General features: G+C 42.3%; 16 protein-coding genes. 5 read left to right on the top strand and 11 right to left on the bottom strand.

The features are described 5' to 3' along the window. The first annotated feature begins 25 nt into the window (after positions 1-25). Positions 26-1687 (top strand): hypothetical protein, encoded by a 1662-nt coding sequence (locus C1E24_RS11275; protein ID WP_138481501.1) that lies wholly within the window; start codon positions 26-28, stop codon positions 1685-1687. 276 nt (positions 1688-1963) lie between these two features. On the opposite strand, the gene C1E24_RS11270 is transcribed toward C1E24_RS11275, so the two are convergent. Further along, the gene (locus C1E24_RS11270; RefSeq protein ID WP_138481499.1) at positions 1964-3256 is read right to left on the bottom strand and encodes a metallophosphoesterase; all 1293 of its coding nucleotides are present in this window, start codon (positions 3254-3256) and stop codon (positions 1964-1966) included. Positions 3257-3302: 46 nt separating this feature from the next. Next, positions 3303-6089, bottom strand: coding sequence for a TonB-dependent receptor (locus C1E24_RS11265; protein ID WP_138481497.1), 2787 nt, complete (start codon positions 6087-6089; stop codon positions 3303-3305). 323 nt (positions 6090-6412) lie between these two features. Between C1E24_RS11265 and C1E24_RS11260 the strand changes: the two genes are divergently transcribed. Together C1E24_RS11260 and C1E24_RS11255 are read left to right on the top strand one after the other, a co-directional pair. Continuing rightward, a complete protein-coding gene (locus C1E24_RS11260; protein WP_138481495.1) occupies positions 6413-7324 on the top strand; it encodes a GGDEF domain-containing protein in 912 nt (303 codons plus the stop codon). Further along, a complete protein-coding gene (locus C1E24_RS11255; protein WP_138481493.1) occupies positions 7321-8331 on the top strand; it encodes a helix-turn-helix domain-containing protein in 1011 nt (336 codons plus the stop codon). Before C1E24_RS11260 ends, C1E24_RS11255 begins: the two co-directional genes overlap by 4 nt. Before the next feature lie 17 nt (positions 8332-8348). Here C1E24_RS11255 and C1E24_RS11250 read toward each other — a convergent pair whose 3' ends face one another. From C1E24_RS11250 to C1E24_RS11235, 4 genes are all read right to left on the bottom strand, one after another. After that, complete coding sequence (locus C1E24_RS11250) at positions 8349-9827, bottom strand: sensor histidine kinase (protein WP_138481491.1); 1479 nt, start codon at positions 9825-9827, stop codon at positions 8349-8351. After that, positions 9824-10558 (bottom strand): response regulator transcription factor, encoded by a 735-nt coding sequence (locus C1E24_RS11245; protein WP_138481489.1) that lies wholly within the window; start codon positions 10556-10558, stop codon positions 9824-9826. Before C1E24_RS11245 ends, C1E24_RS11250 begins: the two co-directional genes overlap by 4 nt. Before the next feature lie 91 nt (positions 10559-10649). Next, positions 10650-11360: a spondin domain-containing protein gene (locus C1E24_RS11240; protein ID WP_138481487.1), complete on the bottom strand. Its 711-nt coding sequence runs from the start codon at positions 11358-11360 to the stop codon at positions 10650-10652. 10 nt (positions 11361-11370) lie between these two features. Further along, positions 11371-12075: a spondin domain-containing protein gene (locus C1E24_RS11235; RefSeq protein ID WP_138481485.1), complete on the bottom strand. Its 705-nt coding sequence runs from the start codon at positions 12073-12075 to the stop codon at positions 11371-11373. Between the two features lie 269 nt (positions 12076-12344). Here C1E24_RS11235 and maoP point away from each other — a divergent pair, with 269 nt between their 5' ends. Further along, positions 12345-12689 carry a DUF413 domain-containing protein gene (maoP, locus tag C1E24_RS11230; RefSeq protein WP_138481483.1) on the top strand — a complete coding sequence of 115 codons (345 nt, stop codon included), beginning with the start codon at positions 12345-12347 and terminating at the stop codon, positions 12687-12689. Between the two features lie 59 nt (positions 12690-12748). Here maoP and C1E24_RS11225 read toward each other — a convergent pair whose 3' ends face one another. The 4 genes from C1E24_RS11225 to C1E24_RS11210 all read right to left on the bottom strand — a co-directional run bounded on the left by C1E24_RS11225 (position 12749) and on the right by C1E24_RS11210 (position 20108). Beyond that, on the bottom strand, positions 12749-17014 hold the full coding sequence (locus C1E24_RS11225; protein ID WP_138481482.1) for a PAS domain-containing protein: 4266 nt from the start codon (positions 17012-17014) through the stop codon (positions 12749-12751). 164 nt (positions 17015-17178) lie between these two features. Then, positions 17179-17778: a TetR/AcrR family transcriptional regulator gene (locus C1E24_RS11220; protein WP_240722002.1), complete on the bottom strand. Its 600-nt coding sequence runs from the start codon at positions 17776-17778 to the stop codon at positions 17179-17181. Continuing rightward, positions 17775-18638, bottom strand: a complete 864-nt coding sequence (locus C1E24_RS11215; RefSeq protein WP_138481480.1) for an alpha/beta hydrolase — start codon at positions 18636-18638, stop codon at positions 17775-17777. Before C1E24_RS11215 ends, C1E24_RS11220 begins: the two co-directional genes overlap by 4 nt. Before the next feature lie 180 nt (positions 18639-18818). Next, positions 18819-20108, bottom strand: a complete 1290-nt coding sequence (locus tag C1E24_RS11210) for a hypothetical protein (protein WP_240722001.1) — start codon at positions 20106-20108, stop codon at positions 18819-18821. Positions 20109-20259: 151 nt separating this feature from the next. Here C1E24_RS11210 and C1E24_RS11205 point away from each other — a divergent pair, with 151 nt between their 5' ends. Further along, entirely contained in the window at positions 20260-22980 is a 2721-nt protein-coding gene (locus C1E24_RS11205; protein WP_171040876.1) for an ATP-binding protein, read from the top strand. Positions 22981-23014: 34 nt separating this feature from the next. Here the strand turns inward: C1E24_RS11205 and C1E24_RS11200 are convergent, their stop codons facing one another. After that, complete coding sequence (locus tag C1E24_RS11200; RefSeq protein WP_240722000.1) at positions 23015-25984, bottom strand: bifunctional diguanylate cyclase/phosphodiesterase; 2970 nt, start codon at positions 25982-25984, stop codon at positions 23015-23017. Positions 25985-26296 lie beyond the last annotated feature (312 nt).

The raw sequence follows: 26296 nt of genomic DNA, 5'->3' as shown, positions 1-26296 counted from the left end.
TAGGATATGAATTAGGGTTCTAATTATGCTTAAGATGTCACACACTTTACTTTCTGTTTTTGCATTATCTACAACAACACTTGCCACTCAAGTAGAAGCTAATAGCTGTGAAGGCGAACTATTTTCTATTAATTCTGGTCGCGGTGCACCTGGCGTTTTATTTAGTCTGCAAGAGCAAGATAAAACGGCTACAGCGCTTTCAATGGCTGAATTTAGCTCAGCCGCCATGGCGTATGATTCTACATTAAATCGTATGTACTATGCGTCTTCACCAATTCCCTTTGAATATAAAGTGGATTTAAGCGGGTTGAATGTGTCAGAAGAAGTACTTGCGCAAATTCCGGTTCAGGGCGATCGCTTTAAATACAGCCGTCTGGCTTATTATGACTTTGCAACACAAACACACCACAGAGTTGAGGGCACAACGAAGTCGGTTATTGGCATGGCGTATGATGCTGAAAACGATCAACTTATCGCGAATAGTTATAGTAAGTTGTATCGTATTGATAAATCAAATGGCAACGCGACAACGCTCATGCACTTTGATGGCGTTGACGGGCAATATCGTGGCGATTTAGTGTTTAAAGATGGTGAGCTGTACTTAGTAACGTCAAGTTCAACTTATCTAATTGATCGTTCAGATCCAGAAAATTACAGCATGAGTAAGTTATCTGATCACAACCTTATTGCTGTGACAGGTGCGACGCTGGCTCAAAATGGTGACATGCTGATCAGTCGTACAGTTATTAACGATCATGGTCATAAAAACCAATCTGAATTGTATAAGTTGAACCCAGAAACAGGGGGCACCTGCTTAGTCGCTACATTACCGCTACGTATTAATGACTTAGCAACTAAAACAGATAGCGCAGTAGCATGCTATACGCAAGACCCTTGTGCATTAGACAACACAATTACGCTATTATCGAATACGATAGTGAACGACTTAGATCACACTTGGCGTACCTATGGTTTTGCTGATACGAACTTTTACGAGCCAGCAGTATTCACATCTGCACCAACGTTTAATGGTGGTCATGGCGGTGTGAATCGTCTGCAGAATGTTACGCCAACAAGCTTTGAAGTTGCTTTTAAAGAGTGGAATTACTTAGACCAAGTGCATCCAAATAAAGAGTCATTTGATTACATGGCCCTTGAGCAAGGTCGTTATACGATGGCTGACGGTACCATTCTAGAGGTGGGAAGCTTTGAACTAGATGGTACGAAAACATTCAAAGACATCAGCTTTGCAGAGAGTTTTGCGAATAACCCGTATGTCTTCTTGCAAGTACAAACTTATGAGGGGGGTCACACGATTGCGACTCGTGTGAAAGACACCTCAAATACTGGCTTTAAAGCTGCATTTTTCGAACAAGATACATTGAACGAAGGGCATACTACAGAAGTTGTATCGTACATTGCCATTGTGCCAGGTACAGGCTCGACGGGGTCACTTGAAACGCAATCTGGCAGCAAAGCTTATAGCCTATTCAGTGCGGATATAGATCATAACGGTGGTCAAATTGGTGAACACTTCTATGTGTTAGCTGAGGAGACATCTAAAGATTCTGAAACAGCGCATACCATGGAAACACTCCATGTTCTGGATGTTGCAGGCGTTAGCCTAGTTCAGCAAGTCAGTAGTAATGGTGGTGATAACTTAAGTATACGTCGTATTCAGCAGTAATAATCTCTCGTAACTTAAATGAAAAGCCAGTGTTTACACTGGCTTTTTTGTGTGCGTTTGTTAACTAACCTGAGCTCTGGATAATAAATCTATCTCCAGCGGCTACTTTCAACGTTAACTGCGTTGAATTTACTTGCAATAGGCCAGCTATTGACGCGTAAATTCGCCTTGTTATCGCTAAAAGTCTCCGGCTGCAGACTTGAAAAGCACTTTTTATTTCAATATCAATATGTTAGAAAATCTCTTAACCAAAGCTCAGGTTAACTAAATAAAAGGTTAGTCACTACGATGCTTGAAGCTAAAACTATGCTCTTTTACTGGTTTGCCATTGCCATCGATTGGTGTTGAATAAAATTGTACTTTCATTTCATCTGCTTGATTATCCAGCTCTATGTGAGCAAAGCCCCAGGTAAAACTCTTCGACCACACTAAGTCATATTCTGGATAACGCTTTTCTTGCTGCTCGGCAAAGGGGGTATGCGTGCCACGCATTTTTGAAGCTGCGCCACTGATGATAAGTGGTAGCTTAGGTTTGTTATTGCCCGGCAGTACGCGTGAGCAGTCATCGGTCAGTAGCTCTAAGTCGTGCTCATGACCTGCAATATAAGCATCCGCGTATAGGCACAACTCCGGCAAAATCAAGCGTCGCAAGACATGGCCTTCATCGTACTTGGTGCCGCCGATTGACCATAAAATATGGTGGCCGTAGACAATTTTCCATTTAGCTGTTGAGTTTTTTAAGCCTTTGGCAAGCCAAGCAAGTTGCTTGTGATCTTCTCCATTTACAGGCTCTTCATGTTTTTCAATGTCTTCCACGCTGGCAGCCCCAGAAGCCAAGGCTGACGCGAGTCCTTGCTCTGAGCCATCAGGCAACAGTGGCACTTCATAGAAGTGTTGACCCGACAGCAACAAATTGGTGTCGAGTACAAAAAACTCCACATCATTACCTGGTGAGCCTTTTTTATAGCTGTAATAGCCGCGCTCAGCCATGTAAAAGTTAGGCTGTGTTTTCATCCATTCTGTTTGCAGCGCAACGCCTTTACGAGAGGTTTTCCAATCGTGATTACCGAGTGCAGAGTAAACAACAAGATCCGGTTTTTGATCAAATAAAGGCTGTAATGGAGCTTTGATCAGATCGTTCATACGTTGTTGATCGTCTTTACCATCTTTTGCATCGGCGCCATCGGGATAAATGTTGTCGCCCAACTGAATGCCAAACTGACACTGTGCGGTCTTACAAAATTCAGCCATGGCTTTGCCGACAGGTAAGGCACCACCTTGCTCTGTGGCTATATTTGTACCGGGATAAACATAAATAGGTGCATGGCCAAATTCGTCAATCGGGCGATGCTCAGCAAGCCAGTCGGCTTTTTCTGCGGCGATAAACTCCTCTTTTGTTTTCGGTTTATCAATGTGCTTTTGTTTTGGATAATCGACATGGTAGCCACCATCTCCAAAAGCTAAAAAGGCGATATTTTGCTGTGTGTCTTTAGCGTGTAGCGCGACTGAGCTACAACCGACCGTAAGCAAAGTGGCTGTGATGAGAGAAGTTAACTGAGACTTTTTCATACTGCTGCCGCAAGCTTTTTACTTGCGGCTCCATAAAGTTAAAAATTTAAAAAGAGGTCAATGTGAAGCCCAGCTCAAACGAGCGACCATAGGTTTCGTATTGATAGTTATATTGACTTTGGCCGTGGTAAAGGTAGTAAGGCTCATCGGTTAGGTTGACCGCATTGAAATAGATCTGCGTTTGGTCATTAAAATAGTACTTGGCGCTGAAATCTAACTGAGTGTGTGCGTCTTGCATCACGCGGGCATCGTTATCTTCATGAGAGAAGCTTTTGCTTTTATAGCTTGCGCTTAAACGCGTACTAAAATGATCGCTTTCATAGCCGAACATTAAATTCGCAACGGTGTCAGACTGATTTGGCAGCTTGTCGTCGGCATCAATAAAAGTCCCATTTGCTGACAGCATCAGGCCATTTTTGAAGTTCTTTGTATAAGCAAGTTCAACGCCTGAGAGGCTGGCCTCACCCCCATTGACTGCTTGCATCACTTCTTTAAAGCCATCCCATTGCCCGTTATCTTGCACTTCTTCTGTGGCGATAAAGTTATCTATGTCTTTGTAGAAAACACCGGCTGAAATTACGCCAATATGACCCGGGTAGTATTCAATTGACCAGTCAAGGTTCGTCGATTCATATGGGTCTAAATGCGGATTACCGACTTCAGCCTTACGCTCGGTTTCAATCTGGCCATCTTCTTCGGTGGTTTCTGATTCAATGATTTGAAATGCCGCAGAATCTGAGAAGCCCGGTCTTGCTAGGGTGCTGGTGTAGGCAAAGCGCGTCACGAGTTTGTCATTAATATCGTAGCGAACAGTTAAATTCGGTAATAAATGACTGTAGTCTTTATCAACCGCCCAAGGGTTAATCTCAACACGCTCATCATCGTTTACTTCGTCTTTAATTAGCTCAACTTTGTTACCTGATGTGCTGTAATCAGTCGCTTCATAGCGCAGACCTGTGATCACTTGCCAAGCGCCCATATCGATAGTGAACATGGCGTAAGCGGCAAAGATATCTTCGTTGCTAGTGAAGCTTTTGCCTTTTGTTTCGATATCAGAATCTAATTGATTAACGTCAAACTCAGTGCGGTTGGTCGCGACAAAGCGCGCAATCTCAGAGCGCGATAAACCCGGGCCAAAAGCACTGAGTGACCAATCGGGCGATGGCGCAGCAAATTGCGCAGCTGTGGCATCGTTAAAGCCACCATCGAACACTGTCGTGCGCACATCATTGAATTTCTTACGTTGCGCATATTTTGCCCCAAATTTGAGTTGGGTGTTGTAGCCAGCTAAGGTAAAGTCCTTGCTTAAATCGAGCTTTAAACTCAGGCTTTCATCTTCAGTATTGTTGTTTTCCCAAACCAACTCATCTAATTCGAAGTTTTCGAGCTGGTGGGCATTGGCTGATTGTGTCAGGGCAGGGGCTTGGCCTAAGTGGCTGTAGCCGAGTGTAAAGTCTTCTCCCGCAAAATCGGCATCAATGCGATTGGGCTCTTCTTCAGAAGACTTAGAATACCCCACGCTATACTCCACAAACCAATCGCTTAGTTGGTGTTCGGCACCTGTTACTAATGACAAAATGGTTTGCGACTCATATCTGTCTTTGGTGTCACGATCCATTTCTGCGCCACTAAACTGTGCGCTTGCGTCGTTAAATTGACCTGAGACTAATGCACCTTTATCAAACTTATACTCATTGCGCAGACGGAACTCATCATCTGAGAACTCGCTATACAGTGTACGCAGGTAGTATTTGCTGAAATCATTGCTGTGCAAATCAAGGTTTAGGGCTGCACCTAGTCGTTCTCGTTTAATTTTATAGTGGCGTTGTTCAATTTCTTCAGCACCAAATAGTTCTACTTCTTCACCATTGTCGGTTTCAAGCTCGAGCATTTGCCAGCCACCATCGGTTTCCATATTGTGCGAGCCAAATTCTCGTTCAGACCAAGATAGGGCTGTGGCTATACCCAGATCAAACTGTTTGTTAAGGGTATAAACGTCGGTAAAGCTGGCAGAGAGCTTAGGGCTGGTGGCTTCAACTTGTTCGTTGTAAGTGGCTTGTGCACTCACGCTGTAGCTTTGACCTTCACGGTCAAAGGCACTTAAGCTTTTTACTTCGATGCTGCCACCTATGGCACTGGCATCCATATCTGGGGTAACGGTTTTACTGACTTCAAGGCTCTGCACCAGCTCGCTTGGGATCACGTCCATCGCGACACTACGAACACCAGATTCAGGTGAGGGCACATTTGCGCCATTGATGGTGACATTATTCAAACTGGGGTCGATACCACGAATGCCAACAAATCGGCCTTCGCCTTGGTCGCGTTGAATAAACATACCGGGTAAACGCTGTAACGCTTCAGCCGCATTTTGGTCAGGAAGCTGGCCTATAGAGTCGCTGCTGACAATAGACTTTACACCCATGGCATTTTTCTGGCGATTAAGCGCGCCAGCTTGCCCAGCGCGTTGACCTACCACAATGACATCTTCGATGTAGGCGTCTTGGTTCTCAAGTGCAATACGTTGAGTGAGTACTTCATTCTCTTTAATGGTGATTTGACGTTCGACACTTTTCGCGCCCAGATAATCCACGACCAAGGTATATTGACCAGCTGGCAGGTTTGTTAAGCGAAATCGACCATCTCGCTCAGAGCTGATGGTGCGGTTTAATTCTTTTATGCTGATCTTGGCCCCTTCAAAGTACACCGAATTATTGGCATCGGTAATACGACCTTCAAGGGTATTGGCAAAAGCGTGTGAACTTAATAATGCACAAGTGGTAGCTAATGCGATTTTAGAACGAGTAAATCTAGACGGTTTATGTGTTTTCATCTTTCTCTTCTCAGTTTGCACAGGAGTATTTGGGTTTATTGATAACGACGGCAAAAGTAGAGAACTCAGATTAAAGAAATATGTCAGTACAAAAGCAAAGTAGGCAAAATTCGCTAAAAACGAGGTTTTTCGTCGGTATTTTTTGCCTTATTGAGCCAATATGACCCCCTACAATCTTGGTGTGATTGTTTTAAGTGCCATAAAACATGGGGAAAAGTGCCGAGTTGTCATAATCGCAGCACCTTTGATGAGCTAAAGTGACCCTACGATAAAACCTGCCAGCTTTGTAGCATGGTGATACTTTTAAGTGCTTATTTGCTGTTATGACCGATTCATTTTTAAAACTTCACACGCGACTATTACTATTGCTAGGAGTGTTTATTGCCGCAGCAATATGCATGGTGAGCCTTTTTGGTAGTGCCAAGCCTGCCAACGAGATAGATTGGATTGACTGCTTTGGTGAGGGCGGTATCGCGGTGATGACCTTGATTTGGTTACTGGCCACCTTGCTCACCCGACCCAAAGGCAAGGTAACGAACTTATTGTTTCTTGGCTTGAGTGCTTTACATATTTCTTTGTTGCTCGACTTCTTAGATGAGTTTTATCGCTTTGATCTTGAATATGACTGGTTAACGAGTTTAGAAGCGCTTCCTGCGACTTTAGGAATGGGGCTGATGAGTTTAGCAATGTATTTTTGGTATCACGAACAGCAGGTCTTAAATCACCTATTGCAAAAGAAAGAGCGTTTCTATCGTGAGCATGGCTTAACAGATTTTATTACTGGTTTGTACCGCGCTGATTATATGAAAAAACAGGTCGCTCGCGAGTTGCACGCTTACCGCGACAGTGGTAATGGATTTTGTATGGCTTTACTTGATATCAAAGGGTTCAGTGAATTTAATCGTAAATATGGGGGCGTACGAAGCAATAGTTTGCTCTCAGATATTGGTCAGATCATCACGCTTAACTTGCGGGAGTCCGATTTGGCCTGCCGCTATGCCTCTGATAGGTTTATTGTGTTATTACCTGATACTGATTTAGTGGAAGCACATGCCGTGATTGAACAGGTGGCGCAAATGGTGGCCAGTCATACGCCGTATGATAATCATAATAGCGTATTGGGGTTTGAAGGTGTGCAATGGCAATGTATGGCAGGGCGCAAAGATGACGATCACAACACCCTGTTACAACGTTTAAGCCAAAGCTTAAAAGAACTCAAGGCGGTCGCGGCATGAGGCAAGTATTTGAAAATGACAGTCCTATTTTGGTAATGCAGCCATTATTACTGCCTTTGATTGAGATGGCTGAACAAAGAGGTGTGAGTAGTCATAAGTTACTCAAAGGCAGTCGTCTGTTTAATGAAGACTTACATCAGCCTAACAAGCGAGTGAGTTTTAATCAGGTAGCGCAAATTTTTGACAATGCTCAAACGCTCCTACGTCAAGATGGCGTGAGCTTTTTAGTGGCGAGACATTGGCTATTTAGCCAACCTGAAGCGGCTTTCCAGGCGCTACTTAATAGCCGGAATTTGTTAGATATGAGTCGAGTCTTACAAGTTAGGCAAGCGCAAATTTGGCCATTGATGTTCTTTCAAAGTTATCGTAGCGCAAATGCGCACCATTTTGTCGTGAATCCCGCGATAGCTCAGGTGTCAGCACCTTGCATGGAGTTTATGGCCGAATTTCTGATAGCCGTGATTGACCAATTATGCCGATGGCGCTTTGACATGGTGTCGCATTTGACAGTCAAGCTGCCCTATACTCAACCTGAACATGTGGAACAATACCAATCGCATTTGCAGCTGCAATATCATTTTTCACAGCCTTGTTTTATGGTGAGTGTGCCCACTACTTACATGTATCGGCCACAAACTTTAGCGTTAACTTCTATGCGTGGTTTCTATTTACAACAATCAAAGCATGCAGAAGCTCATGTTGGGTTTTTACAGTATGTTTGTTCATTACTCGCTTTGAACCCCAAGCAATCTGCAACTGAGCTCAGTGAATGTTTAGGTGTAAGTGTTGCGACGTTAAAAAGGAAGTTAAAAGCCCATAATACCAGTTTGCAGTTATTGAAAGATCAACTGCAAAAGCAGCAAGCGGTGATCCATATTAGTGAGCGTGGGTGCTCAAACGAGCAAGTTGCGCAACAACTAGATTATGCAGATGTGACAAACTTTCGCCGTAACTTTAAACGCTGGACGGGTATGACGCCCAGCGAGCTAAGAAAGTTGTTTAATTAAATTAATCCAGGTTCAGGCTAATTAAGTGCATCTGTGGCTTTACGCACAGCAAAAGTAAATTCAGTGCCTTTACCTAATTCGCTATCAACTTTGATCTCTGATTTTAATAAGCGAATAAGACGGGAGGTTATCGCCAGTCCTAAACCTGCATGGGTCTTTTTACAGCCCTGACTGTTACTTGCTTTGTAACGGGCTTCAAAGATATAAGGCAGCTCTTTGGCATTGATACCCAGTCCGGTATCACGCACAGCTAACGCATATTGTTTATTGTGTTCGCTGACTTCGATGGTGATGTTTCCTCCCGACGGCATATGTCGAATGGCGTTATCAATCAAGTTCGTTAGCACCCGCTCTAATTTGGCGATGTCAGAGTAAACTTGGGCATCAAAGGTTTTGGGTTGCACAGTTAAAGTAATATTGGCTTGCTCAGTTTTTAACGCGAACTTTGCCAGAATGTCATAAATCAACTCACCTAAATTAAACACTTCAAATTGTACATTGGCATGACCAGATTCAAGGTGTGCAAGCTCGAATATTTGGTCGATTAAGCTTTTCAATTGGGTGCAATTCTTCAGCGCAACTTGAAGGTAATGCATCTGTTGCTCGGGCTTAGCATGCTGCTTTTCAATTAACTCTAAGTACCCTTGCAATGAAGCAAGCGGAGTACGCAAATCATGAGAGAGGTGGGCCAATAATTGACGGCGTTGTGAGTCGAGTTCTGTGAGTTGTGCCATCTGCTGATTAATGGTCACCAGCATTTGATTAACGCTGTTGCCAAGCTGGTGGACTTCGTTATCAGAGTTTGACCACTGGGGCATAGTCAACTCAGTTAAATTGAATTTAGCCTCTTCTGCTTTGTGAATAAAGTCGCCAAGTTGTTTAAGAGGCGAAGTGATATAGCGAAACAATAACACCGCTACGAATAGTAAAATGATCACTAAGATCAACAAACCAGCAGAATGTTGAAATAAATGATCTGAACTACTGATCTGGGTAAAAATAGAGTCATAGGCTGAAGAGCCAATAATCACATATAAATACCCCTGAAGCGTGTCGTTGTTATAAACCGGTGCAACAGAGAAGATTTTTTGTTGATCAAAACTGCGCGGGTCATCGCCAAAAATTGGCAAGTTGTGTGGCTCTTCTATCAACTGTAACAAAGGGCGTAAATCGACACTTTGCTTTTTAACATCACCAGGTTTAGCGGAGTAGGTGACTAATTTACCGCTAGGATCGACAAAGTAAAATTCAAAAGACGGGCCCAGTACCATTAAGGTATGAAATAGGCTTTCAAGGGCCTTATAGTCGTAAACGCCTTGTTTTAGCAAGGGGTTGTCATTGGCGAGGTGCTCTGCAAGGCCTAAATGTAGTTTTTGCTCAGCTTGAGATCGAGACACTTCAGACACACATTGTGTCCAAGTCACAAACGAAATGAGTATGATGAAAAGCACCGTTGAAATGGTCAGACTGAGGCGCTGATAAAGAGATTGGATCATAATGATGCCTGTTGCAATGATTTGGCGTTAAGTTTGTAACCCACCCCCCACACGGTTTCGATAATGTCTTGTTGGCATAAGTTACCTAACTTACTGCGTAGACGGTTTATGTGTGAATTAACGGTATGTTCGTAACCTGAGTGGTCATAACCCCAAACTGATTCGAGTAATTGGGCACGTGAAAATACTTGATTGGGGTGTTTGGCAAAGAAGTGGATCAGATCAAATTCGGTTGCGGTGAGGTCAATAAGTTGATCATTGATAAAGACTTCATGACCTCCGGTATCTATTTGCAGCGTGCCTAACATCAAGGCAGTTGGCGCTGTTGCGATTGTATCAGTTGGCTGTTGCTGCATTTTGAGCAATTTTATATGGCGGATCTGTGCTTTGATCCTTGCTTGGAATTCTCGATAGCTAAAAGGTTTACAAATATAGTCATCGGCACCAATCTCTAGGCCAATTACTCTGTCCATCTCACTGCTTTTAGAGGTCAGTAATACCACGCTGATATGAGGAAATAGAGATTTGATCTCTCGGCAAACACTAAGACCGTCCATGCCAGGCAACATAATATCGAGTAGCACGATGTCGAAGTGGTCTTGCATTAATTTTGCCATGGCGCTTTCCCCATCGCTTACGTGCTCCACATCAAGTGCCAATTCTTTTAAATGCACTTGAACTAACCCTGCAATATCGAGATCGTCTTCAACGACCAATACTTTATGCTGCATATTTCAACCCTCTTAAAGTAAATCTCAGCTCTAATAAGCTGTGATTTACTTTGCAATGCCCATTACACGCCGTGTAATGGGCATGTAGGGCCTATTTCATTCTTGTTATTGTGACCATCATCAGTGGGTTATCGAATTTATGCGTGCTATCTAACACTGAGCTAGAGAGCCCGTCATCATTACCAACAACGCCAGGATGCATTGCGACCTTATCCATGGCTTCTCGGGCACTATTGAAGCCTTCTCCGCCATCTGCAGGACCAGGAATAGTGCCTTGTGCTTCAGTATTTGCTTCGGTACCTGCATCATACGCATGGGTACGCATAGAAATACTGTCGCCTTCTGCTAGGTTTGATACGTCCATAGCATTAAGACCGGTAAACCCATCATTTGTATTCACCATCATGGTAATTACAGACAATTTATAGTCTTCAAGGCTTTCGGTAGTGAGCATTAACTCTTGGCTTGCACCAGGTGCAAGTGGGGCATCTGCTGAACTCGACATCATGACCACATCTAATCCGAGTAGCCCGGAATTATCTCCTCCTTCAGCTAAGGTTTCTAATTCGGCGCTGGCCGCCTCACCGATTTGCCAAAATTGTCCTTCTTTATGTAGTGCAATACCTATAGGAGAAAGTGGCTGTCCGTTAGTGAGGTTAACTGCTGTCACTTTTAGCATAATTTCTTCTGCTGCTGGTGGCGTTGGCGTAGGTGTTTCTAGCATCACATCATTGTCGTCACTGCCACAACCTGCGAGTAATAGGCCTGCAAATACAGGCGCACATATTTTGAGTGCTTTCATGTTAGGCCCCTTACTTTACTGTTACAGTCACTTTAGCTACTGGGTTTAACCAACGGTGTACTGTATTGTGTAAATCGCTTTTACCACCTGTTGCTTCGTCATCACCTAAATTCCCGCGGTGAATATGTACCATCATGTTGGTTTCTTCACTGGTGACACCACTGCCTTGCGTACCAGGAGCCATACCCGGAGAGGCTGGAATACCCAATGAGCCAGGTGCACCAGAACCATCAACAACCAGCTCGTTGTTTGCTTCTGTGCCTGCATCATAAGCATTTAGGTAGATATGATATGTGCCTGCTTCGGTTGGAATAGGCCATGCATCCAGGCCTACAAAGCCATCGTTGGTTGGTAACATCATGGCGACAATAGACAGGGTTGAATTAGTTTCAGAACTTTCAACCATCGCCATAGTGGATGCGGTAGGTGCTAATAACCCTTCAGCTGGGTTTGCTGCAGCGCTTGCATCGATACCTGACAGCACATCTGCAAGACCTGAAATATCACCGCCTTCAGCCATTGCTTGTAATGGCTCAGACGCTTTACTGCCAATTTGGTAAAGGTGTGCGTCACTGCTGTGTGCTGCGACAAGGAGCGGGGTGAAATAAATACCTTGTGTGAGGTTGGTAACTTTTACTTCTACATCAGCGGCCATTGCTGTACCGCCTGCCATTAATGTTAGTCCTGCGATGAGTGCACTTGTTGCTTTGTTCATGTCTTGCTCTTTATAGTTTTGTTAAACACAAATCTAGTTTGCAAGACAGTTATCGCGAAACTATGGCTAATTATTCACAAATTTATCACAAGAGTGTGGGGAATTTTAAAACTCTAATTTTAAAGTTCAAAGAATAGTTTATGTGCTGGGCTATATTCGCGGTTTGTAATTTTTAAGAAATGAAATACTTCTTTCATAAAAGCAGAGTATAGATAAAGCGCTGTATTTTATTTTATCTACCGTTGTATGACTAACCAATAGGGGGAAATATGAATACGACGATTCGAAAAGGTAAAACGTTATTCTATGGTCATCAGATGTTTACTCATGGATTAGCAAGAAGTGGGCATTTCACTCTAAAAGAAGCTGATGCATTAGAGGTATATGGAAAAACGTTAAGTGGATTAGCTGACCAAAGTTTATTGCCTGAAAATGAAGAAGAGCAAGTATTTGTCGAACAGCTCAGTCAAATAGGTGAATGCTCTTTATATGCTACAAAGCTATGGAAAAAGTATTTGAAAGTGATAGATAAGCAAAAGGTGTGTCATAGTTTTTCAAAAAGTAGTGGTCGGACATTTCACGATAATGGAAATGAATATAGCTTTTCCGAATAAAATCTTTAGTAATAACGGCCACATTACGTGGGCGTTATTATATTAATATATTCCGACAATTAGTTTTTTAGGCTAGTTAAGAGTTGGCTTCTCAGTGCTTCAAGATTAATAGGCTTAGCAATATATTCGTTCATTCCCGCATCTAAGCACTTTTCTTTGTCGCCTTTCATGGCATTGGCTGTCATGGCAATGATATAGGTAGATTGATGGTGTGAACCCGCTTTACCCTGTCTGATAAGACGTGTGGCTTGAAAACCATCCATTTCGGGCATTTGTATGTCCATCAAGATGACATCATAAGGCGTTGCTTGTGATTTTAGTTGCGTTAAAGCTTGTTGCCCATTTTCAGCACAATCGCACTCCAGCCCTAAGCTTTTCAACACACCTTTAGCCACAATTTGGTTCACAGGATTATCCTCAACAAGCAAAATGTTCAATGGTGGGAGTGGGCTTTGGTCAGCCATCTCAGGGGCGTCATCAGTCTGCTGCAACTCATTAATATAATGATGTGTGACAAGCGGTTTGGCGTTTTCTAACGAGTCTCCCTGATCAGAGATAATCTTGAGTGCACCTAATAAATCTTGTGTCGTTGTGGGTTTTGGAAAATACCCTTTAAAGCCCAAGTTGGCAAAATATTTTGCGTCACCTCGGGTTTGCATAGAGGTCATCATGATAAGTTGCATCTGCTCGCACTCAGGGATACTTTGCAAGTGTTGTGCAAGTTGAGCACCATCCATATTTGGCATTTGCATATCTAAAATAGCGATATCAAACATAGCTCCCGTTTGGCTCTTACAAATGGTTAAGGCTTGCTCACCATTATGGCAGGTCGTGACTTTTGCGCCCCATTGCGATAATTGCTTGTCTATAATTTCTCTATTGGTTTCGTTGTCGTCGACGACCAAAATATTCAGTGAGGAAATGTCTACATCAGGCACCTTAGTGTGATTCTTTTCACAGCTAGAGACTTGGAGTGAACAGGTAAACTCACTGCCATCTCCTAGCGTACTTTGTAAAGAGATTGAGCCATTCATACGATTACAGAGCTTTTTAACAATGGCCAAGCCAAGGCCTGTTCCCCCATAGTTTCTGGTTGTAGAGGAGTCAGCTTGGCTGAAGGTTTCAAAAACATGTACTTGCTTGTCTTGCGCGATACCAATGCCAGTATCTTTAACCTTTAAGATAAGAGTTAGGTTATTTAAGTCAGTACCTTGTAAATAAGCTGAAACTAAAATCTCGCCGTTATGGGTAAATTTAATTGCATTACCGATTAGATTTGTGAGAATTTGCCTAATTCTTCCTGGGTCGCTAACAATCAATTGGTTAGGTAATTCGGTTGTGTCGAGGATCAGTTCTAGCCCCTTAGCTTCGACGGTCATGGCGAATGACTCGCACAGTTCACCAAGCAAAGTCGTAAGATTAAAAGGGATATTTTCTAATTCGAGTTTATCTGCATCAATCTTAGAAAAATCAAGAATGTCATTGATAAGGGTCAGTAGTGAGTTTGCACTACTTTGTGCAATTGAGACTCGGTGCTGCTGTTCATCCGAAAGTTCACTGCTTGTGAGTAAATCAAGCATACCAATCACCCCATTCATTGGTGTCCTGATCTCATGGCTCATACTGGCTAAGAATTCATTTTTGGCCACCACCGCGGTTTCGGCTGCGGTTTTCGCTTGTTGTAATGCTTGTTCGTATTGCACACGTTCTGTTACGTCATAGTTCACACCTACGACATTTGTAACTAGACCGTGTTCATTGACTTTGTTGATGGCTGACGCTTTTATGTGTCGAATTTGGCCATTGGGTAAGATAATTCTAAATTGAGTGTCAAATTTACTATCATGCTTAATCGCGTCACTTAATAATGCTTCTGTTTTTACTTTATCGTCAGGGTGAAGAGATTGCTCCCATGCGTTATACGCGGCCGAAAAATCAGACTCCGGAATGCCATACAATTTAAACATCCAATTATCCCAGCTTAAGGAGTCATCCTCTAAGTTGTAGTCGAAAATACCAATACCTGCAGAGTCGGCGGCCAGTGCCATACGCTCGTTTTTATCTTGGATCTCTTGTTCGGCTTGCTTAGAGGCACTGATATCTAAATGGGTACCAATCATGCGTTTTGGCGAGCCATCAATGTGCCACTCAACCACACGGCCGGTGTCTAATATCCAGACCCAGTGACCGAGTTTGTGTTTCATGCGAATTTCGCACAGATATAGCTCATTCTCTCGGTTCCAATGTTCTCGCAGTGCATGTTCTGAATATTTAAAATCTTCAGGGTGAACAAGGTCAACCCAAGTCAAAGTGTTGGTGGGTTCAAGTTCTTTTAGTTTGTAACCTAAAATATTGGCCCAGCGTTCATTATATGTTGTCTTACCTGAGTCAATTTCCCAATCCCAAATACCGACACCAGTTGAATCTAAGACAAATTCGAGCCTTTGATTACTGAACTTCAGTTTGTTTTGCGCTTCGACCCGCTCGGTAATATCTTGGAATGAACCAAACATACGAATACACTGCCCGTCTCTAAATTCCGTTTGCCCTTTGGCCTCAACCCAGACTTCATTGCCCTTGGCTGTGATTATTTGCAGTTCTTCTTGATAGGGCTCGCCGGTTTGCATTGATTGGGCAACCAGCTCTGAAATACGCTCTTGATTGAACCCTGGCTTATAAAAGTTAATTGCCGTGCTGAGCTGTGGTTCAAAATCAGCTTCTACCTCGTGTATTTGTTTGGTCATGTCTGACCAATATACTTTTTCTGCAACTAAATCGACTTCCCAAGCCCCTATATTGGCCTGTTCACTCATTTGTGTCATGAGCTGTTGCTGTGAAAGCAATTTGTTTTCTTGTTCTTCACGCATAAACTCATGGCTGATCCAGTGGGCGAGTAATTGCACGATTTCGAGGTCTGATTGTGTAAAAGCATGTGGGGTGACTTCAGGACTCGAAAAGTTCAGTGTGCCAATGCGCTTGCCTGATACAACGAGTGGACAGCCTATATAGCTTTCTAAAGAAAAGTTTTCATAACATGGGTGCGTAGCAATATCACTTTGCCCAACATGATGATAGGCAATGGCATGATTTGCTTTAAGCGTATGGAGACAGTAAGAGTGTTGGTATTCGAAGACTGTGCCTGGAGTTATAGCCCCATTAGGGGTTGAGGCATATTTGACTAAATAAGTGTTCTTAGCTTCGTCTATGTTACTGACAATCGCTAAAGGTAAATTAAACACCTCTCTACCTAGCAACAGTAAGCGTTCTATTTTTTCGTCTAAAGACTGCGCCGGATCACTGGTGATCTTATGAATTTGTGTGAGTGTCTCTAAAGTTCGTTTCTTTTCAGTGATATCGTGTTGAATGATGATAGAGCTATCTACTTCATTCTCAATGTGTTTGATAGGCACAATGCTGGTATCAAACCAATAAAGTCGGCCATCTTTGGCTTGGTTGCAAATCTCTCCTTGCCAAACGTTTCGATTCTTAATGGCATTGTCTACCTCTTGATAAAAGGCCTTGCTATGAATGCCGCTATGTAAGCTTTTAACATTTTGACCGAGTAGCTCTTTTTTGTTGAAGCCATATTGTTCGATGAATTTGTTGTTATAAAAAAGCAGATTCGCTTGGCTATCAACACGCATTACAACCGCATGCTGATTGATTGCAAATTGCACGTCTTTTACGCGATTTTTTTCTAGCAATAGTTTTTGATAGGTCTCAGATAACCAGCGTTGCATTGGTTTAAAAATCGCAAACACCAAGAATAAAATCACCAGTAGAGAAAGACCCCAAAGGGTTAGGTTTATTCTTTGTAATGTTAATTGTTGTGCAAGACTGGCTTGTTCAAACAAGGTAACGGTATGGTTTAAATCAAGTAAAAGCTGCTCGCTATTAAACTGCTCGAATTGCCTCAGGTCTGTCATTGAGTTTTTTTTAGACGCTTCAATCGCTAGGTGGGTGTAACGCTCTAAACGTGAGGTGAGTTGCGTGGTCTTGAAATGTTGAGTCAACTTAGCTTGTGTTTCGGCACTTTTTGTTGTGAGTTTTTCTATTAAGAATTGCTGATTGTCTAACAGTTTAGTTGCAATGCGCTGAATTTTCTGCGCTCTTTCTGGTGCCTCTAAACGGTGCGTAAATAAGGCTAAACGCTGTGATAACATACGTTGCTCGCCCGCAATATTGATAATTTTAGCGTTATCTCGCTGCTTTACTTGCTGTTCGTTTAAAGTGACAAATGAGGTGGTAATAGCCAGTACGATAACTAAAAGAGCTAGTTTGTAGCGCCTTGAAAAAGTCGCAATAAATGACTCGGTACTGATCATATAAAGCACGCCCTTGTGGTTTTTATTTTCTTAGAATTACTTGCTCTGAGAGTAATCGGTAATGCATCAATAACTATGAGTATAAACTATCACAACAGATGTGCTGAGTTGCAGTAATTTATTTGTTTCTCTCATGAGCAATGGTGACTTTAAGGTTTTAATAGTTAAGCTTTATATTGCGCTATTAACCTTAAGACGCTTTGCTTGAATAGCTCACCAGCTTTACTTTGGGAAAGAGTATATTTGGTAATGGCATGGCCTAAATATAAACTATAAAGCTCATAGGCGATGACGTGACTTGGGATGTCAGGTGAGAAGTGTTTTTGTTCAATACAGCGCTCAATACGATGCGTTAGGTAACCCAATAGGCGCTCTTGTTGGTCGATAACAAAGCTGCGCACCTGCGAGTCAGGTCGGTTTTGAAATTCAACCACAGCCTTGATAAACGGGCAGCTCATTTTTGGATCGTTGAACATGTCATTGATCCAGGTGCTCCAGCAGTTTAGTAAGTTGATCAGGTGATATAAAGGGTTTTCACAGCGAGCAGGGGTGATCACTCGGTCAATAAATAAAGCTTCACCATATTGTAGGATAGCAACTTGCATGTCTTCTTTATTTTTAAAATGAGAAATAACACCCGTTCGAGATAAACCACAGAGTTTAGCAACACTGCCGATGGTGACATCAGCAAGACCGTATTGGCTACTGTATCTAATACTTTGTTTGAGGATCTCGTTACGAGTGCGCTCGCCTTTACTTATCAAGTAGTTATCACCTGAGTTATATGTTGTATTACTTTAGTATCTCCTAAAAGCCTTCGATGACCAAGTCCTTGAGTAGTAAACAGTGGTGATTTGTGTGTTTGCAGATAATCAGTGAGGCTTTGGTAACTGGCGTATCTATCTTGCTCATCATGAATAAAGTGGATGTGCTCAGAGAGTTTACTTGTATGCTGGTTGAGACATAGACTTTGCCACTGCCGATTAAACTCAGAGCCAATATTTTCTAGTACATGTGTGAGTAACTTGGTAGAAATTCCCGCTTTACTGACTTTTTCGAACATGAGTTCAAAGAAGTGAATTGGCGTAGCAATTAAGATCAGTTTTTTATTGGCTAGTTTGTCTTCAGGTAAATTCAGTGTTGCAACCGCGCCCATTGAGTGCGCCACAATGGCGTGTATGTGATGCTCTCTTTGCTCAAAATAATCGATGGTGGCGTTTAAAGTCTCAATAAAATTCAATAAATGAGTTTGTTTACCTGCGGACTTGCCATGGGCAATGTGATCGATGGCTGCGACTTTAAATCCTTGCGATAACAAATTGATAATCATAGCCTCAAACCCCGAGCTGTTATCTGCCCAGCCATGACTGACAATTACCAGATTTTGGCCTTTTCCAAACAGGCTGATATGTGCTTTGCCCAAAGAAGTATCTAGATTAATAACATCATCAGCTTCAACTTCATTAAAGGCGTAATGACGTTTACCAAATGGATTAAGTAGCAGTTTTTTTCCAACAGTAAGGCTGAGCTTTGGTGCTATTTTTATTAGCCCACCAGATAAAGCGCGCGTGACATTTTGAACGCCAAAACGGTTCTGCTTGTCGTGAAAATAGTTGAATTTCATGTTTAAAACCAAAATAGTACAAGTGTTACATTTTAAAATAGTTCAACTGTACTATTTTGTAAAGTGGTTATTTTGATGGTCGGTGGTTAGCTATTATTGGGAGAAGTGAGGGGAGTAAAAAAATAGACAGAAAAAAAGCTGCCATAGGCAGCCTTTAAAAAAATCAAAATAAAAGCACCGCTATTGCATCATGCTTGCTGTTTTTGGGTTGGCAAGTAGCTCGCTAAATAATGCCCAAATCTCTGCTTGCGTGCCTGTTTTTGTTTGTTTTTCAATGTAGTCCTTAACGATATCTTGGCCAAGATTGTAATTGATAACATATGCACGGTTAGCGTTTATAAAGCCCAGGCGTTGCTGCGCTTTTTTCTTTGTGACTAAGGTATATTTTACAAGTAACTCGATGGCTTTTTGAGCGTCAATCTCACCATCCAAATAACGCTTTGCGACCATGTTATCGGCATATGATAGTTGCTGCTTCACAGCTTGCACTTGGTAGTACAACTCGACCTTGCTGGCATCTAGCCCTGCCAATGGGAATAAAACGTCTTTTTCAAATTGAATACGTTCAGCATGTGGGAAAACCACATCTACGCCGTAATTGGCGCTGCCTTCTGCAAGCAATGACATTGGCGAGAATAGCGGATAAACCGAGTATTCAATCCAGCCTTTACCGTTCACTAAGTGTTTTTCCATGAGGGAATTAAACACATGGTGCCCCGGATAGCCTTCGTGACTGGCTAAATCTATGGCGCGGGCAATATAAATAGGGAAGTCAGTATTCACTTGAATTAGACTATAGCTGTTTCCTTGGTACCAGTTATAGCCGCTCCACACTTTATCTTGAACATATTCGATGGTGAAGCTCTCTTGCTCTTCAAGCTCTATGTATTGCTTAGTTCTTTTACGAGATTCAACAACAGCCGCTTTAAACACACTATCTAGTTTGTCTTTAGGGATCACAAACTGCTCAATAAAGTCATTCATACGCTCACTCACTGTACCTGTACCTGGCAGCATTATGTCTAACTCATTCAGTGCTTTATCTAACTCGGCTTCGGTAATGTTTGGAGAAACAGCGTCGTATAAACGCAAAGACTCATCATCAAAGCTGACTTTTTCGTTGTTGATAACTTGGATGAAGGTCAGCATTGACTTGGTTTGTACTTGAAGAAAAGCCTTACGCTGTAATTGCGCCTCTGAGCTTTGCACTTGCTCTAATTGCGCAAGCAGCGTTGAAATATCAGTTTTTAAATCATTTAAAGGTCGCTTTTCACCCGTTCGCCATTCGCTAGGGCCATAATAAGCATCGATGTAATAAGGGTGGTGTTCACCCACAGCCAAAGCTAATTTGACATAATGTTCTGCTAAATTATCTAGGGTCATGGGAGTGTCCTCTTCGGTGTTTAAGATGTTTGACTGGCAGCCCATAAGTGTGGCTAACAAACAAAGAATAACGAGTGTGATACGCATGATGGAGCTCTGCTTGGTTAAATGGAATGCGGATCATAGCTGAAATAAATATTGTATACAATTTGAGTTTTGGGACTTTGATGTAAAACACGGCTTAGTCTGATAACTTATGCTATGTTTTTAACATATTTGAAATTATGTATTTATGGTTATGCTGAAAGCTGAGGGTATACAAGAAGCTTCTTTTACAGTCAAAAGTGGGTATTTTTTAGGTATTACCATTAGCTGCTTTGTATTGGGTCTGTTTGGCACACTGTTCAATATAGAGCCCGGTTTTGCAAGTGCGATCTGGCCCGCAGCGGGCTGGTCTGTTGCCTGCCTGATGGCGTTTGGGCGGTTTTCACTCCTGCCATTATTCTTCGGAACACTTTTAGCAAACTTATATAACTCAGGTTTTTTTGGTTTCCCCTTTGATTTCTCAAATGCCCTTTGGAATGTTCTACGCAGTGCCGCGGCCGTACTGCAGTGTATTTTTGCTTATTCATTAATGAAGCGCTTTTGCCGTTTTCCACTAAATTTTCAAAATGCAGAAACACTTATTAAATCGCTCTTATTAGCTGGGCCTATCGCCAGTATTGTATCGTCTTCATTCGGTGCTTGGAGCTTATTGCAACAAGGCTTTATCCATTCTGATAGTCTGTTGTTTGTATGGTTTACCTGGTGGGTAGGCGACACAGTTGGTGTGTTATTTTTCCTACCGCTATGTACTTTTTTGTTTAAAAGCCGTCGCTATACAGAAGTCAGTCATAAATCATGGATTTTAGCGTCATCATGTCTGCTGTTCATTACAGTATGTTGGACCTTTAACTATTCTCGTAGTGTCTACCATGACAATTTATATGGGCGTTTTGCGAATATTACTGAGCAAAAGCTGGTATCGATGCAGTTATTAAAAAACTCAGTCGAGAATGACCTTAAAGCGCTCGGGGTATTAATGCAAACAGGTCATGCGATGAGCATTGATGAGTTTGAGCATTACAGCCACTTTTTAAGTGACGATTTTGAGTTATATCGCGCCTTAGGCTGGATTGATTTTGTTCAAACCGAAAACCTTGCTGCTTGGCAAAAGTCTCTGGCGCAGTCAGGCATTGCAGATGCAAAAATCAAACAAGCCCCAGGCAGCAATGAGATTGAAGATATTTTATTGCCTATTAGCTTAATAGCACCCTATAAAGCCAATGCGCTTGCAGTAGGTTTAGATGTCATGAGTCATCCCATCGCTGGAGCGGCTGCCTCAAAAGCGATTAAGCAAAAGATTCCCATTGCAACTGCGCCATTAGTACTGGCGCAACAAACGAACAAGGCGACAGGGAATGTAGTGTACTTTCCTGTGTTTGATAAAAATGACCCAGATAAGTTATTGGGGTTGAGTGAAGTGGTACTGGAAATAGATGTAATCGTTGAACGGATTTTATCAACCAGTCGTTATAAACATAGCTTCAGTTACACTTTGAGTGATTTATCGAAGCAGGACACTTGGTATAGCTATACGCCTGAAGTTAAACATGAAGTACATGATTTACACTTTACCACAGAGTATCAAATAGATTGGTTTGGTCGCAGTTGGAAGTTGAGTTTTGAAAGTACCGAGGCCTTTGAGAACAACAATAAGGACTGGTTAAGTTGGTTAACTCTAACAATAGGGTTGATAGTTGCCGCATTGGGCATGTCATTTACTATGATTTTAGCTGGGTTTAATGAGCAGTTAAGAGTGCGTGTCGACAAGCAAACAGCGCAATTAGAAGAGCTGGTGGTTGAACTAAAACAAGCTGACAAGGTGAAGAGTGAGTTTTTAGCAAATATGAGCCATGAAATTCGTACGCCGATGAATGGGATCTTGGGTACTTTGCAACTATTACTAAAAACGGCATTGAGTGAAAAACACCATGAACTGGTGGCCAGTGCACTGAGCTCAAGCCGATCATTATTAGCGATATTAAATGACATTCTTGATTTTTCTAAGCTAGAAGCAGGTAAGGTCGCCATAGAGAGTGGACCACTGTCGATAAAAAATTTAATTGATCAAGTGATCAGAAACCAATCTCGAGCAGCAAAAGCAAAAGATTTACAGTTAAGTGTAGAGATAGCATCCGAAGTTTGGTTATTCAGACAAGGCGATAGCACACGTATTAAGCAGGTGCTTGAGAATATCATTTCAAATGCCATTAAGTTTACTTCAGATGGAGAAGTCAAAGTTACTGTCTCAGAGATGGGTGATGATCAGGTTGTCATTACAGTAACAGACACTGGAATAGGGCTTAGTGATGAGCAAATAGCACGTCTTTTTAATCGTTTTGAGCAAGCCGATGCGTCGACAACAAGAAAGTATGGCGGTACAGGGCTCGGTTTATCTATTTCTAAACAGCTTGTAGGTTTAATGGGGGGAGAAATCTCTGTATTGAGCCAGCTTCAACATGGCAGCAGCTTTGAGGTTGTTTTACCGCTAACAAAAATACCTGCTGAAGAAGTCAGAGAAACAGAAGAAGTACATGCGGATCTTCCTGATCTGCAAGAGTATAAGATCTTGGTCGCTGAAGATAATCAAGTAAATCGTTTAGTCATTAATGCAATGCTGGCACCAACACAAGCAAGCATAGACTTTGCTGAAAATGGCTTGCAAGCAACTCAGATGGCGACAAGCCAGCATTATGATTTAGTCCTGATGGACATTCAAATGCCTGAAATGGATGGTGTGCAGGCCTGCCAGATAATTAAAGAGAAACTCCCTAAATTGCCTATCGTTGCTTTGACAGCCAATGTAATGGAGCAAGATGTTAAAACGTATCTGAGCTCAGGTTTCACCGCACATTTAGGTAAGCCAATAGAGATAGACGGCTTGATGAGCTTGCTAAAGCGACTTTTAGACTCTTAATCATATTTGTATTAAGTTCTTTACTGAAGTTGTTTTAAGTACCTTTCATAAAGTCTAAATAAGCCTTCTCAGGCATAGGTTTAGCGTAATAATAGCCCTGGCCATAATCGCAGCCTGCAGCCAGCAATTGCAGGTGCTGCGCTTCGGTTTCAATGCCTTCAGCAATCACCTTTAAGCCCAGTTGATGTGCCATCATGATCATGGCTTCGCATAGTGCGAGATCATCAGGGCTTTCCGCGATGCCATCCACAAAGCGCTTATCAATTTTAATAAAGTCGGTATCCATTTGCTTTAAATAAGCCAATGATGAATAACCAGTCCCAAAGTCATCGAGTGCTAAAGCAAAACCTTGCTTTGATAATTGATTTAAACGCGACTGGGTACGCTGCTGGGCGTTCATCATTAACCCTTCAGTGATCTCAATGACAAATTGCTCAGCATTTAAAGACAGCTCATCAAGGTGTGTTTTCCAATCAACTAAACGGCTATGTTTAGAAGAAAACTGTATCGGAGAAACGTTAATACTCAGTTGAACTTGCTGTGCTGCAGATATGAGTTTCTTTTGAGTACGGCAAGCTGATGCAAAAATAAATTCGCCAATTTCTAATATAAGTTGTGTTTCTTCAGCAAGCGGAATAAACATCGCTGGACTTATAATGCCCTTATTTGGGTGCTGCCACCTGATCAGGGCTTCGGCTTTGACTGCCTTACGTGATGACATCTCAACGATAGGTTGAAAATACAACTCAAATTGCTGCTTTTGTATCGCAATACGTAAATCTTTAAGTAGTTGCATGCGTTGTTCCGTGGCCTGACGCATCTGAGCGTCAAAAAAGGCAAAGCCGTTACGCCCTTGTTGCTTAGCCAAATACATAGCTTGATCTGCTGCTTTTAGCAGTAAGCCACTGCTATTACCATCTTTAGGTGCGGTTGCAATGCCGACACTAGCACTAATATGGCAAGCTTCACTGTCAAGATAAATAGCTGGCTTTAGCGATGTAAGCACTTGCTCAGCTATTTGCATCAGGTGCTCATGCTGAGTACTTTCAGAAATCACTAATACAAATTCATCGCCACCAATACGAGAAATTAAGCTACATTTGCCAGCAAGCTGGTTGAGTCGATTGGCAACTTCCCTGAGCAGTTTGTCGCCATGATAATGACCTAAGCTGTCGTTAATATCTTTGAAGTGGTCGAGGTCGAGCAGCAGAATGGCCAATGAAACCCCTTCACTGAGTTGCTGCTTTAAATGACGTTTCAGCTCTAAGCGGTTCGCTAGTTCAGTGAGTTGGTCGAAATGAGTACGACGCCAAATCAACTCATCTTGGCGCTTTTTCTCACTAATATCAGTGAAAATAGCGACCCTTCGGTAAGGGTTGCCTGAATCATCATAAACGGAGTTAATGGTAAGCCATTCGGTAAATAGCTCGCCATTTTTGCGTTTATTAATGATTTCACCTTGCCACGCACCTTTAGATTGGATCTGCTGCCACATGTCGTCATAAAACTGCTTTGTGTGCTTGCCTGAGCCCAGTAATGCGGTATTTTTACCCAAGACTTCAGCTTTTGAGTAGCCGGTGACTTTTTCGAAAGAGGGGTTTACATCCAAAATAATACCGTTAGCGTCGGTGATGGTCATTCCCTCACTCGAGTTCTTATACACCATGGCTGCTAACTTCATCGCTTCTTCTTGTTGCTTACGCGCTGTAATATCACGCAGCACAATAATGCCTTGCTGGTGGGTATCTAAGAGGTTGGTTCGTGCTTCAAAGGTATGAAGATTGCCATCGACCTGCGCAGAAAATTCAAATTGATTTGTGTCACTAAGAGAATGGTTTTGCAGTGTTTTAAGTAATTGATCACAGCTATGCTGAGGCAGTAGATCGAGTATATGCTTGGGCGGGCTCGAAAAGGTGACATTCGACGCCAATACTTTGCCTTCGTTATCAATACGCAAATAGGTATCGGGTAGCGCCTGGATCAGACTAGCTAATTCGGCATGTTTATGTGCGAGCGCATTCTCAGCGGTGAGCCTTTTGGTTGCCATATTTTCAAAATTGCTCGCGATACTTTTAAATTCAGGAGATAAGCCACCTTGTTGAAGGCGAGTTTTGTTTCCTTTCGCAAAAGCATCTAGTGCATCTTGGAGTGATTTTAAGGGTTGCAGGAGCACCTTATTGAGCTGTTTACGTGCTTGCCAAAACATAAGTAACAGCGCGGCAATAAATAAAGTAAAGATCAGGCTAACTTTACGATTTGCGGCGGCAATAGCATGCTCAAATGGAATAGATAAATGTAGCGTAAGCTGACTGTTTGAATTGCTTTCGACGATATGTTGTCGTAGGTAAATTCTGCGCTCACCAGTCGGGGCTTCAAATTGTAATACCCCTTGAAAGTGCATATTGGGCCAATGCTCATTGGCAGGCTGGCCGAGTTGTTCATAATCAAACGGATAATTGGCAACGATATTGTGATCTACATCGGTAATAATGGCTTGAGAATTAGCTGGTAATGTCAACTGATTTAGGCTTTGACTCCATTGCTCAAGTAATTTAGCCACAGCAAGTATATGAGTTAAGTTACCGTGATGATCAAAAACAGGCATCGCAAAATTGACGGTTAAACGGTTAATAGAACGATCAACCTGAAACTGACCAATCGCGAACTGTTGTGTTTCTAAAGCGCTTTGAAAATAACGCCTGTCTTTTATGCTTATGCTTTTATTGGTGTTTTTTACGGTACATAAAACATCACCATTCAGATCTATCAAACCAATATTGGCAATGTTAGGGGTGATCAAACTGGCATGAGTAAGCAGGCTACTACATTGGCCATTATTGGCTTTCAGCAGTTCATCATGTTTCGCTAATTGGGAAAGTAATCTTCTAGTTGCGTTGAGATCGGCACGTTGCAGCTGTGAGATCTGTAATGCGAGCGCACGCGCTTGTTGTTCATGCTCTTTTAAAATATCCGTACGCTCTTCAAGTAACTGAAAGAGGATCACGGCTAAGCCTGGCAGGCAAAGCAAAAAGAGTAAGCGATTAAAGCGACGTGGTATTGATAAATTTAAAATAATAACGCTCGGTGATTTACAACAGCAAGACTCTTAATTGTATAAAAAATCCAGTCTAGCGCCAAGTTTGGCGACGAATTTAACTGATTACTCCTTATACAAGAAGATGAAACACATTTTGCACGTTACAACCAGTCGAAAAGTCATGCTTGTAAAATCCTCGCAGCGCGAAAAATAGATGAATTTTTTGTTATAAAAAAGTTTTATTCCTGCCTTTTCGGGTTTTCTCAAGCATTTCATAGG

This window comes from Pseudoalteromonas phenolica, assembly GCF_005876835.1.
Taxonomy (GTDB): domain Bacteria; phylum Pseudomonadota; class Gammaproteobacteria; order Enterobacterales; family Alteromonadaceae; genus Pseudoalteromonas; species Pseudoalteromonas phenolica_B.
The sequence above is the reverse complement of the archived record's forward strand: the minus strand, read 5'-3'. Positions and strand labels throughout refer to the sequence as shown.